Source organism: Microcoleus sp. Pol7_A1 (assembly GCF_036701085.1).
GTDB lineage: Bacteria > Cyanobacteriota > Cyanobacteriia > Cyanobacteriales > Microcoleaceae > Microcoleus > Microcoleus asticus.
On record NZ_JAUBQD010000004.1, the window covers coordinates 47,205 to 58,437 of the forward strand.

At 43.1% G+C, this 11,233-nt stretch carries 11 protein-coding genes; 5 read left to right on the forward strand and 6 right to left on the reverse strand.

Annotated elements, in window-relative coordinates; translation table 11 throughout:
* Nucleotides 1–308 precede the first annotated feature (308 nt).
* Nucleotides 309–626, reverse strand: coding sequence for a TMEM14 family protein (locus QUA20_RS04300; RefSeq protein ID WP_333185710.1), 318 nt, complete (start codon nucleotides 624–626; stop codon nucleotides 309–311).
* Nucleotides 627–752: 126 nt separating this feature from the next.
* Between QUA20_RS04300 and QUA20_RS04305 the strand changes: the two genes are divergently transcribed.
* The 4 genes from QUA20_RS04305 (at nucleotide 753) to QUA20_RS04320 (ending at nucleotide 4,519) form a co-directional block, all read left to right on the forward strand.
* Nucleotides 753–2,057, forward strand: a complete 1,305-nt coding sequence (locus QUA20_RS04305) for an ATP-binding protein (protein ID WP_333185713.1) — start codon at nucleotides 753–755, stop codon at nucleotides 2,055–2,057.
* Between the two features lie 238 nt (nucleotides 2,058–2,295).
* Nucleotides 2,296–2,742 (forward strand): tellurite resistance TerB family protein, encoded by a 447-nt coding sequence (locus QUA20_RS04310; RefSeq protein ID WP_172188498.1) that lies wholly within the window; start codon nucleotides 2,296–2,298, stop codon nucleotides 2,740–2,742.
* A gap of 153 nt (nucleotides 2,743–2,895) precedes the next feature.
* Nucleotides 2,896–3,309, forward strand: a complete 414-nt coding sequence (locus tag QUA20_RS04315) for a thioesterase family protein (RefSeq protein WP_333185716.1) — start codon at nucleotides 2,896–2,898, stop codon at nucleotides 3,307–3,309.
* A 238-nt stretch (nucleotides 3,310–3,547) separates the two neighbouring features.
* Nucleotides 3,548–4,519 (forward strand): putative 2-dehydropantoate 2-reductase, encoded by a 972-nt coding sequence (locus QUA20_RS04320; protein WP_333185719.1) that lies wholly within the window; start codon nucleotides 3,548–3,550, stop codon nucleotides 4,517–4,519.
* Nucleotides 4,520–4,620: 101 nt separating this feature from the next.
* On the opposite strand, the gene QUA20_RS04325 is transcribed toward QUA20_RS04320, so the two are convergent.
* The 4 genes from QUA20_RS04325 to menA form a co-directional block, all read right to left on the reverse strand.
* Nucleotides 4,621–6,039, reverse strand: coding sequence for a 2-succinylbenzoate--CoA ligase (locus tag QUA20_RS04325; RefSeq protein WP_333185721.1), 1,419 nt, complete (start codon nucleotides 6,037–6,039; stop codon nucleotides 4,621–4,623).
* 76 nt (nucleotides 6,040–6,115) lie between these two features.
* The gene (locus QUA20_RS04330) at nucleotides 6,116–7,153 is read right to left on the reverse strand and encodes an o-succinylbenzoate synthase (protein WP_333185723.1); all 1,038 of its coding nucleotides are present in this window, start codon (nucleotides 7,151–7,153) and stop codon (nucleotides 6,116–6,118) included.
* Between the two features lie 11 nt (nucleotides 7,154–7,164).
* A complete protein-coding gene (gene menH / locus QUA20_RS04335) occupies nucleotides 7,165–7,965 on the reverse strand; it encodes a 2-succinyl-6-hydroxy-2,4-cyclohexadiene-1-carboxylate synthase (protein ID WP_333185726.1) in 801 nt (266 codons plus the stop codon).
* A 133-nt stretch (nucleotides 7,966–8,098) separates the two neighbouring features.
* Nucleotides 8,099–8,995, reverse strand: a complete 897-nt coding sequence (menA, locus tag QUA20_RS04340; RefSeq protein WP_333185729.1) for a 2-carboxy-1,4-naphthoquinone phytyltransferase — start codon at nucleotides 8,993–8,995, stop codon at nucleotides 8,099–8,101.
* A 384-nt stretch (nucleotides 8,996–9,379) separates the two neighbouring features.
* On the opposite strand from menA, the gene QUA20_RS04345 reads away from it, so the two are divergent.
* A complete protein-coding gene (locus QUA20_RS04345; protein WP_333185732.1) occupies nucleotides 9,380–10,813 on the forward strand; it encodes an isochorismate synthase in 1,434 nt (477 codons plus the stop codon).
* Between the two features lie 52 nt (nucleotides 10,814–10,865).
* Here the strand turns inward: QUA20_RS04345 and QUA20_RS04350 are convergent, their stop codons facing one another.
* On the reverse strand, nucleotides 10,866–11,165 hold the full coding sequence (locus tag QUA20_RS04350; RefSeq protein WP_333185734.1) for an antibiotic biosynthesis monooxygenase: 300 nt from the start codon (nucleotides 11,163–11,165) through the stop codon (nucleotides 10,866–10,868).
* Nucleotides 11,166–11,233: the final 68 nt, after the last annotated feature.

An 11,233-nucleotide genomic window follows, 5' to 3' on the forward strand; every position in this document is an offset into this window, starting at 1 on the left:
TCAGGCTTTAATGCTCCCTTTATTCTTAAGTTCGCGCACCATCCGAACTTCGTTTGTGTAGTGGCGGTTTCAACCCCCGACTCTTATATCTATTTTACCAATTATTAAAAATCGCAGAAACCCGCCCCGGACACGGCAAGGCCGTATCCTTACAGATGCTCGCGTACAATCTATATGTCTCCCTACTTTTTAGAATTGGTATAAGTGGTGGAGATAAAAAAGCTTAGACTTTAGTTGAAGCTCCCAGTAAAAGCTGTGAAGTCAATCTAAAATCTAAAATCTAAACTCTCCCATCTCAAATCTCAAATTTATTGACCGCTGATTTCGTAAACGATCGCGCCAAAAGACGCTAAGCTAGCTAAAATTAGCATTCCTGCCGGCATGAATTTTTGAGTTTTAACAAGGCGTACAATAAAGACTATTACTAAAACAGCGGAGATGGCTGCTGCTAATGTTAAACCCCAACTTTGTCCCATGAGTTGTGCGGTGCCGGCAAAAATTAGCAGCGAACCGCTAATCAGGCCCGAAATGAGCGAGGCTTGGCTTTTGGCCTTGATATAACCCATGATGCCGCCAACCAGTGTTAAAATGCCGTAGCCGATCGCTGCTGCTGTACCCAAATTCATTTTTAATCCTCCAGATTTCACTCTTTGCATCTAAATTTATACAGCGCAGCCTGCAATTAGTGTCACGAATTGTTAGAAAATTTATTAAACCCAGTCAGGATATCTAACTGTTATACAATTGCCATTATGTCAGCCCTAACTTCTGGTGCGATCGCCCAAATTCGTTACGTCCAGCGCCAAGCAGCATCCCTGCTGCTGTATCAATCGGTTTTCAAAAGCCCTGCTGGTCAAGCCTTTCTCGACTTGCTGCAAGCCCTCCACCACAGCGAAGTCAGCGGTTTAGACAGTCTTACAGCTTACGGCAACTGGTTCAAAGTTCAGGCTGCTAAAAATCTGAACTGGAAAGATTCTCTGATTTCCGAAATTCTCAAAAACGAAAACCCCTTTTCTCGCCGAGCTCAGGAAACAGATTTTGCGAGTTTGCCCCCCGCCTTAGTGGAAGCAGCGCGACATGATTTACAAGTGCTGCAAAATATTTACGACTGCAGCAGCGATCAGTTGAGCAAGTGGGTGCGGGTAGCGGGTCAACTTGACGCTGTGCCTCCAATTTGGCATTCAGAAAGTGTCAAAGAAAAGGGCGATTTGCCGCTGCACGGAAAACTGGAAAAATGGTCTAGCGCTACGGAATCTTTGGCAGCTTATTACCGACAGTTTGGCACGGGTTTGTTTGCAGAACATCGCGCTTTTGCGTGGCGGGGAGGGCAGTTGGCGAGTATTTCGCATCCCGATCGCATAAATTTAAAAGAGTTGGTTTGCTGCGATTGGCAGCGGGATGCTCTGGTGAAAAATACGGAGTTTTTGCTGGCAGGTTATCCGGCTTTGCACGTTTTGCTGTACGGAAGCCGCGGTTCGGGCAAGTCTTCTTTGGTGAAGTCGCTGTTAAATGAATTTGGCTCTCGCAATCTGCGCTTGATTGAAGTATCTAAATCCGACTTGCAAGATTTGCCGCTAATTGTCGAGCAGTTGCGGGGAGTTCCTCAAAAGTTTATTATTTTTGTGGACGACCTTTCTTTTGAGGAAGATGACGATGCTTTTAAAGCTCTGAAAGTTGTCTTAGAGGGGAATGTAACTGCTCGCTCTCAAAATGTGGTAGTTTACGCCACATCTAACCGCAGGCATTTAATTCGAGAGTTTTTTGACGACAGGCCTCGCCCCCGCGACGGGGATGAAGTTCACGCTTGGGATACTGTGCAGGAAAAACTTTCATTTAGCGATCGGTTTGGCTTGACTTTAACTTTTGAACCGGCAGATCAAAACACTTATTTAACAATTGTCCGGCATCTGGCAGAACTTGCTGGAATCAAACTCGCTGCTGAGGATTTGGAACACCGCGCTAAAGAATGGGCAACTCGCCGCAACGGGCGATCGGGCAGGACTGCGCGGCAGTTTGTTGATTTCCTGAAAGCAGATTTAGCCCTTTTTGACAAGTAGATTGTCGGCGCTGGCAGGGCGGGTTTTACCTGAGATATGGCAAGGCAATTCAGGCTCTAAATAAACCGGCCATTGCAGCGCCAAAGGGCGAAAGAAAAATTCTTAATTTTTTCATAATTTTATTGATAATAAATAACTAACAAAATTTGATATAATTATCAAAATCCCCAAAGAAACCTCCAGAGCCAGAACCCATCCTGACTCCATAAATCGACCACTAAATAATGAGGAAAGTATCATGGGTTTATTTGATAAAGTATCGCAGACTCGCCAAGAAACGGACGTAAGGTTAGGGCCTGCCGAAGCATTTGCGGCGATCGCGCTAATTGCCGTAGCAGCCGACGGTTACATCAATGACAGCGAAAGTAAAGCGATTAGCATGACGCTATCTCGGATGCAACTCTTCCGCAGCTATCCGGATGACGTGATGAGAAAAATGCTCGATCGCCTGCTGATGATTCTGCAACGGCAAGGAGTTGAGGTACTGTTTAATGCTGCTTTGGCAACGCTTCCCGACGAACTTAAAGAAACAGTTTTTGCTGTGACAACTGATATCGCTTTAGCAGATGGCGAGGTTTCAGAAGAAGAAGAACAACTTTTGAACGATCTTTACAGTGCATTGGGGCTTTCCGAAGATATTGCGCTCAAGATTATAGATGTGATGTTGATTAAGAACAAAGGTTAAGAAAGAAGGGGAAGGAGTGAGGAGGGCGAGTTTTACAATAGAAAAAATTAGCGCCTACTTACTTAGCTGATAACTTCTCCAAAAGTGCGGGTTTAGGGATATGATGGTTGGTAAAATTCAGATCCAATTTGCGATCGCCCGCTACTACCTCAAATGTCTTTCACTTACACCCGCACTGTTCGCTTTCAAGATACCGATGCTGCTGGAGTCGTTTACTTTGCTAACGTTTTAGCGATGTGCCACGAAGCTTACGAGGCATCTCTAGCAGCATCGGGAATCAATCTCAAAGCATTTTTCACCAATCCCGAGGTTGCCTTTCCCATAATTCATGCTAGTGTAGATTTTTATCGCCCCATGTTTGCGGGCGATCGGCTGATGATTCAATTGACGCCGAAACAAGTTACTGGCGATGAATTTGAAATTGCCTATCAAGTATTTTCTGAGGAAGTGGCAGGAAGAAGCGCTGCTAAAGCTCTTACTAAGCACGTCTGCATCGATGCAGTTAGCCGAACTAGAAAACAGCTATCTGAAGACTTGATGCAGTGGATGAGTAAATTTGAAAGTTGAGATTTCAGATTAGTTTTATCGTTAAATAATAGCAGGGAATGACAGTCAGTCGATTTTAGATTTTAGATTTTAGATTTTAGATTTTAGATTTTAGATTTACTTGCAGCATTGAATCTGGGAGTTTCAACTTTGGTCTAAAATTTTGGACTGATCGCGACTTAAGTACGTGGCACGGTATCCGTTTTTGAGCGGGTCTAATTTCTTTTAGGTTGAGAATTTTTTCGGAGTTTTTGATAGTATGTCAAATCGCAATTATGCCATTGTCGGCACGGGAGCTTTAGGGGGATTCTACGGTGGTAGACTGCAACAAGCAGGTTTAGAAGTCAATTTTTTGCTGCGCAGCGATTACGATCGCGTCAAAAAACACGGTTTGATTGTCGAGTCTCCCGAAGGCGACTTCACCCTCCCCCACGTCCGCGCCTACCACGACGCGCACAAAATGCCTCAGTGCGACGTAGTAATTCTAGCGCTGAAAACTACTCAAAATCACTTGTTGCCCAAAATTTTGCCTCCTTTATTAAAGGATAACGGCGCGGTTTTAGTATTGCAAAACGGATTGAATACGGAACCGGAAGTAGCTAAAATTGTCGGTGCAGAACGAGTGGTTGGCGGGCTGTGTTTTCTCTGTTCTTATAAAGTTGGGCCAGGTCACATCTGCCACCTAGATTACGGTACGATCACGCTGGGTGAATATGCCCAAGACTACAAAGCAATTGGTATTACTGATAGATTGCACCAAATTGCTAGAGATTTTAAATGCGCTGACATTCCTATTAAAATGAGCGAAGATTTGCTATTATCAAGGTGGAAAAAGCTGGTTTGGAATATTCCTTATAACGGGCTGTCTGTAGTGTTAGATGCAAGAACTGACCAACTGATGGCTAATCCCGATACTCGGATTTTAGTCGAGGAAATTATGGGGGAAGTGATAGCCGGAGCCAAAAGTTGCGATCGCATTATTCCCGATGACTTTATCCCACAGATGCTCGAATACACTGAGAAAATGAAGCCTTACCGCACGAGCATGAAAATCGATTATGATGAATCGCGACCCCTGGAAGTTGAGGCGATTTTTGGTAATCCGATACGGGTGGCTGAACAAGCAGGTATTAAGTTGGGGCAAATAGAGGTACTTTACCGAATGTTGAAGTTTGTGGACGTTCAAAGACAAGAAGCAGAGAGGACGAGAAGGCTGTTAGGTTTGTCGTAATTAGTGAGTTGACTGTTAACTGTTGACTGTTGACTGTTGTCAGGAGTCGGAAATAAGCATGAGAAATTCTGCCTTCTGCATTGATTGCGATCGCCTAATAATTATTGATATTTGATCGCAATTTCTTGCAATTGTTCTCGATTAACTTTGCCTTGAGAATTGCGCGGCAATTGTTCGACAATTACCCAATATTTCGGCCGCTTAAACTTGCTTAACTTATCTTCTATTGCCGCTTGCAGATTTTGGACAGTAACTTTGGCATTAGCGGGAACGTAGATAGCCGTAACGATTTGACCCCAATCTTTGTCTGGCAAGCCAATTACAGCAATATCGCCAACTAAATTAGTCGATCGCACAACGGCTTCAACTTCCGCCGGAAATACATTTTCTCCGCCTGTAATAATTTTGTGGCTGCTGCGTCCGACGATATTTAAGCAGTTATTTTTATCAAAAAATCCCACATCGTCTAATTGGAAATATTCGCGATCGCAAAAATTTTCAGGATAATAACCCAACGCTAAAGATTTAGCCTTTACCGCAATATTTCCGATTTGATTATCGCACAAAATCTCGCCATTGGCACTGCGAATAGTTATTTGAGCGTGCGGTAAAGTTTGACCGGAACTGTTATTGCCCGCGAGAAAATCTTGGGGTTTTAGTGTAGCAATTTGCGAGGCGGTTTCGGTCATGCCGTAACTTGGCGCTAATTTGATTTGATAGTTTCTACCTGTTTCTAAAAGTTCCGGCCAAGCGGGAGCACCACCCAAAATTACGGTACGAAACCGTCCCAGCCAATTAGCTGTATCTGGGTTTTGCAGCAGCCGTTGCAGTTGAGTTGGAACTAAAGAAATGAAAAATTCTTCTGGTTCGATATCGCATATTTTACCATTTTCTAATTCTTTAAATGACTGAATAGCGAGTTTTCCTCCGCTAGTAAAGGAACGCATGAATTGCATTAAACCGCTGACGTGGTATAAGGGCAAAACGCAGAAAGAGTTGATTTTGTTAAGTTGAAAATATTGTTGAAAACCTTGCACTGATGCTGTTAGCGTTTCCCAAGTGTGGATGGCAAAACGAATTTTTCCCGACGAACCGCCGGTGGGAATCATGATTGTATCAAAACCGCTTTTACTCGGCGAATCGAATTCGCTGCTATACAAACGAAGTCCGCCTTCGCGGACTGGGATATGGGGATTGTTGGGAAGCGGGTATTGTCCTAAAATTAAGTCTGGTTGGACTAAATCAAATACTTGTTGCCATTCTGGTTTGACCCAGTTGGGATTGCAGAGAAAAATCGGGCATTTGGCGGCACGGGCGGCGATGAAACTGGCAAGAAATTGCACTGGTTCTGATTCTGCGAGGCAAATTTTTGGGGGTGTTTCTCGTGCTTGATTTTGGGTGATTTCTTGAAATACTCGATCGACAATTCGGGTAAATTCGCGACTGTCACAACCTATGAACCAATTATCGGGCAAGCTAGCCGCGAGATCCAGAATATTTACTGTTAAATTTGTTGCCATAGATGCTTTCACCAAGTTTATCGATTCAAAACAATTACCTAACCCGCTTGGTTTAGTCGTGGGAGTAATCTAAAATCTAAAATCTAAAATCTAAAATCGAATGATTGTCATCGAACCAGCAATCCGTGCCGAAGCCCAGTGCTCTTTTATTTAAAGACAATTGTGTTGCTAAATTTAAGGCTGCTTGTCGGCCGATTTCGGTTTCAAATACTGATGAGAAAACAGCGTCTATATTGTGAGTTTGACAAAATTTTCGCAGTTGGGATGGGGAACCAGCAATCGCAGGTTTAATGACGAAAATTCCCCGCCAGCCTTGGCTGTAGCACTCTTGGATGCGATCGAGGTTGGCAGCAGATTCATCTAGGGCGATCGCAGTTGCATAAATAGTATTCAATTCTACCATTTCCTGAAACTGTGTTACGGGCAGCGGCTGTTCCAAAAATTCAATGTCTGCGGAAAAATCGGGAGTTGCTTTTACCTTGTCGCAAGCTTCCAGCCATGTTTTAGCCTGCGAGTAACTGAGTCCCCCGTTGGCATCTAGCCGCAAAAATGCCGATTCTCCATCGCACAAATTGTGCATTGCTTGGATTAGCTGCTGAAAAATCTTTAATTCTTGTTCAATTGCAGCAACACCAATTTTCCATTTAAACGTCCGATATCCCTCTAACCAAAGCACTTGCAAAGCCTGCAAAGCTGTTTCTCCTGCTGGCAATAAACCGCTGAACCTATTTTTTTGCATCTTCTCTCCCTTTTGGGAAAGGTAAGTTAAATTTTCGCTTTTCTCCCCCCCTTGGCAAGGGGGGGCTGGGGGGGGTAAATTTTGCTTGTTTAGTGCTGACTCAAAGCCAAATTGACAAGCCGGGAATTCAGCGGAAATAGCAAAAATCATCTCTGATGAAATATTACCTGGCAACTGGTGACAAAAATCTAAAGCTTGCTCAAAACTTTCGGAACCAAACCAACTCAAAGGGGCAATTTCTCCCCAACCAATTTGATTGTTTTCGCCCACAAGTCGCAGGATAATTCCCGATCGAATATCCCAGATGCCGTGACTTGTTTGCAAGGGGCGCTTAAATTTTCGCTGATAAGTGCGAAACTCGAATCGATAAAGCATTAATTTTTTAGTTAATCATAAAATTGTCTCACAAGTGCGACAAACTTATCAATATTTTCAAAATGGATATTGTGACCAGCTTTTGGTACAATTTCCAGAGTAGCGACCGGACACAAGCTGGCCATTTCGGTATTTATAGTTGTAAATTTATCATCATATTCTCCCGCTAGCAAGAGGATGGGAATTTGATTTTGTGCGAGTTTTTCCCAGAGAGAGGGCTGGTTGCCGGTTCCCATGTTGCGGAGGGATTTGGCTAATTCTAAGGGATTGTTTGCTAAGCGGGTTTCTATGAGTTTGTCGAATTGGGGAGAGTTTTTTAAAGATTTGAATAAAGGGCGATCGTACCAGTTTAATAAAAAATCTTTAATGTTGCTATTTTCCAGCTTTTGTGCTAGGTGTAAATCGGCTTGCAGGCGGTGCGATCGCTCTTTTTCTGTCTTCAATCCCGGAGAAGCTGACTCTAACACTACTTTCTCGAATCTTTCTGGAAAATGTAATGTCATGTACAGTGCCAATCGCCCGCCCATTGAATAGCCCAATAACAAACATTTGTCTATTTGTAAATCATCTAATAACTGTATCAATGCTTGGGCTGTATTTGGCATATTGTAGCCACTTTCGTCGCCGATCACTCTGCTTTCTCCGTGACCGGGAAGGTCAACTGCTAGACAGCAATAACTTTTAGAAACTAAGGAAATGACGCTGCCAAAATCTTGAATGTTGCCAGTGAATCCATGCAAAAATAGAATTGTCTGGTGATTATTGTTGCCAGTTAAGAAATAGTGAAAGTTATAATTATTAAATTTGTCCATATACAAATATACGATTCAATATGAGGTACGGATTGCTGAATTAAAGAAGATTTTGAGAAGTCACCCAACTCTGCCAACTCCCTCAACTTAGCAAACCATACTTCCATTTTACCGAAATTCTCGATCGCCCGATCTACAAAACAAACCCCAACGCCAGCAGCAATCCGCTCGAAAAATGCAGCGTAACTGCGATAAACTTAGAGTTGCTGACCTTTCCCGGTTGGTCGTGATAGTCTGTGACATGGCGGCAAAGGTCGATCGCAAATGACACACTCCCAAAAATCAACAGCGTCCAAATTGGGAACATTCCCAAAGCCACAAATAGCACAGTCAAAGCATAAACGCTGCCGCACAACCACTGCAACAACTGAGCACCTTTTTTCGTACCGAGTCGAACAATTGGCGATTTTTTGCCTGCCGCCAAATCGTCCTCAACTTGGTGAAAATGGGAACAAAATAAGATGATACTCGTAGTAATTCCCACGATTGCCGAAGCCGCAAAATTAGTTGCAGACCAAGTTTGAGTTTGACTGTAATAAGCAGCAGCGAAGGCTAGCGGCCCAAAGGTGAAAAAGCAGATGATTTCCCCTAAACCCTGATAGCCAAGACGAAACGGAGGCCCTTGATAAGTGTAGCCGAGAGCACAGCACAAAACTACAAGCAAAATTACTGTTGGGTCTTTTTGCCACCAGCTTATGGCGCAGATTCCAGACACTCCGACTGCTAAAAACAGATTAGCCAGCCCGAAAATTAAAGCTTTATTTCCGGTTAAATTAACTAGGGAATGTGCTTTGTTTTTATCGATTCCTGTTTCCGAATCAAATACATCATTGCTGAGATTCAGCCATGCTATAATCAAAATGGCTGAAATTAAAAAGGTCGAAAAAATTGACGAATTAATCGTTTGATTTTCGGCAAAAGCAATTGCAGTTCCAACTGAAATAGGAATCACCGCAACGCTGTACATGGGCGGCTTGATTGCCGCCAGCCACAATTTACTATTTGGACGTTCAATTAACTTTGTTGTCATTACACAAACTTGATTCAATTGATAGCAGCGTAGTAATTTTACAATTTTATTGGTCAAGAAAGTCTACTCTGCATCGGGTTGAGTGCGCGGGGGGTATCCGTTGAGAGGCTTTGCGGGCGATCGCACGCCCGGTAATGCCCGTCTGCAAACCTCTGCGGGGTCGATCGCATGAGAGTCGAGATTTAGTCGCTCAATCTTAAAGTTTTGTGTCTAAATGTTTCGATAGATCGCCCGACGGTCGGTTTTTTTCCCCAACAGAGCCCAAACAGTGAGGGAAACTTAAAAGGTCATGTTTTGCGATCGCCCTGCCGTGCTTAGATCGAAATAGGGGTTTTAGCCGGACAAACCCGCACTCTATCTGACAAATCTGCTATTCTCGCTTTCATGACAGTAATACCGCACCGCGCTAATCTCTTGCAAGACCGCAATCAACTGCATCAGTTTCTGTTAAATTGCCAGCAGTCTTTAACCGAAAAAGATCGCACAAAAATAGTTAGTATTTCTCAGGAAATTTACCCCCTCGATCCGCTAGCTGTACTGCAAGAGATTTCCGAACCTTGTCAGCGGCACTTTTACTTTGAAAAAAGAAACCCAATTGTCGGCAAAAGTTTTGCGATCGCAGCCCTTGATTCGGCAATCCATCTCACAGTAGCAGGAACCGATCGGTTTGCCTTAGCTCAAAACTTTATTCGTTCAACACTTGCCAATACAATTACCATTGGTGCGGAACGCTTGCCATTTAGCGGGCCTCACTTTTTTTGTAGTTTTGCTTTTTTTGATGATAACTTTGCCCCTAATTCTTACTTTCCGCCCGCCACCATATTTTTACCCAAATGGCAAATTACCAGACAGAAAGATAGCTGCATTCTCGTCGCCAATGCCATAATAGAAAAAGATATAAACATTAAAAACATCGCTGAAAATATTTGGCAAACCTTCGATAGAATTGAATCTCACAAATACCATAAACTAACTACTGCGATCGACAGTTCGATATCTTTGAAACAAATCCCAGTTAATGATGCCAGTCAATTTAAAACATCAGTCAAGTCGGCTTTAGAATTGATAGCCTCTAAATATTTTAGTAAAATTGTTTTATCCCAAGCAATCAATGTATTTTCTCAAACCCCTTTCAGTTTAATAGATTCATTAAACAACTTGCGCCTCAGCTATCCAGATTGCTATGTGTTTTCAACCAGTAACGGCAAAGGACAAAATTTTATCGGTGCCAGTCCAGAACGTTTAATTAGCATTCACAACAATCAGTTATTAACAGATGCTTTAGCAGGTTCAGCACCGAGAGGAAAAACTGAGGCGGGAGATGCAAAATTAGCCCACGGATTGCTAGAAAGCGAGAAAGATATTCGAGAACATCAAGTTGTGATCGACTTTATTGTCGATCGCCTGTCTAAACTCGGCATAACTCCCAATTTTTCCCCAGTGCCCAGACTGCTGCAACTATCAAACATTCAGCATTTGTGGACACCCATAACTGCTCAAATTCCCCCTGATATTCATTTATTAAAGATTTTAGCTCAACTGCATCCAACCCCAGCGGTAGCGGGCGTGCCGAGAGATATTGCCCTAGAACAAATTCGCCGCTGCGAAAGCTGCGATCGCTCTTTGTACGCAGCACCCCTGGGCTGGATCGATCGCAGCGGCAACGGCGAATTTGCCGTGGGCATTCGATCGGCTTTAATCGATGGCGATCGGGCGATACTTTATGCTGGTGCCGGTATTGTGGCGGGTTCGGAACCTGAGAAAGAACTAGCAGAAATTCAGCTCAAATTGCAGCCACTTTTAAATGCTTTAGTCTAATTCAGCTAATTTGCAGAATGTAGAGTTGTCTGGCTAATTGATTGAGTCTGTGTTAATGTTTAATTTTCACTTCCTCAAAATGTTCTACTGTGGGAAAAGGATTGTAAAAATGGTGAAGCATTCTTTTCCACTCTTGATATTCAGCGGAATTCCTAAATTTAATTGTATGAGCTTCTAAATTTTCCCATCTCACCAATAAGAGATATTTTCCTTGAACTTCTGTGCAGCGATGAAGTTCGTGAGATAAATATCCATCTATAGACGATATCAGACTGGAGGCTTCTCTAAAAGCTATCTCAAAATCACCCTCACAGCCAGATTTGACATTCAGCACAACCGCCTCAAGAATCATAAAAATGTATCCTGACAATTATTTCGGTATAATATCGTAGCACAATACAGAGTTGAGCTACTCAGATT

Bases quoted from the DNA above. Each gene is read 5' to 3' on its own strand.
- QUA20_RS04305 (WP_333185713.1), top strand. From the start codon at position 753: ATGTCAGCCCTAACTTCTGGTGCGATCGCCCAAATTCGTTACGTCCAG.
- QUA20_RS04320 (WP_333185719.1), top strand. From the start codon at position 3,548: ATGTCAAATCGCAATTATGCCATTGTCGGCACGGGAGCTTTAGGGGGA.
- QUA20_RS04330 (WP_333185723.1), bottom strand. From the start codon at position 7,153: ATGCTTTATCGATTCGAGTTTCGCACTTATCAGCGAAAATTTAAGCGC.
- QUA20_RS04315 (WP_333185716.1), top strand. From the start codon at position 2,896: ATGTCTTTCACTTACACCCGCACTGTTCGCTTTCAAGATACCGATGCT.
- QUA20_RS04325 (WP_333185721.1), bottom strand. From the start codon at position 6,039: ATGGCAACAAATTTAACAGTAAATATTCTGGATCTCGCGGCTAGCTTG.
- menA (WP_333185729.1), bottom strand. From the start codon at position 8,995: ATGACAACAAAGTTAATTGAACGTCCAAATAGTAAATTGTGGCTGGCG.
- QUA20_RS04310 (WP_172188498.1), top strand. From the start codon at position 2,296: ATGGGTTTATTTGATAAAGTATCGCAGACTCGCCAAGAAACGGACGTA.
- menH (WP_333185726.1), bottom strand. From the start codon at position 7,965: ATGGACAAATTTAATAATTATAACTTTCACTATTTCTTAACTGGCAAC.
- QUA20_RS04345 (WP_333185732.1), top strand. From the start codon at position 9,380: ATGACAGTAATACCGCACCGCGCTAATCTCTTGCAAGACCGCAATCAA.
- QUA20_RS04350 (WP_333185734.1), bottom strand. From the start codon at position 11,165: ATGATTCTTGAGGCGGTTGTGCTGAATGTCAAATCTGGCTGTGAGGGT.
- QUA20_RS04300 (WP_333185710.1), bottom strand. From the start codon at position 626: ATGAATTTGGGTACAGCAGCAGCGATCGGCTACGGCATTTTAACACTG.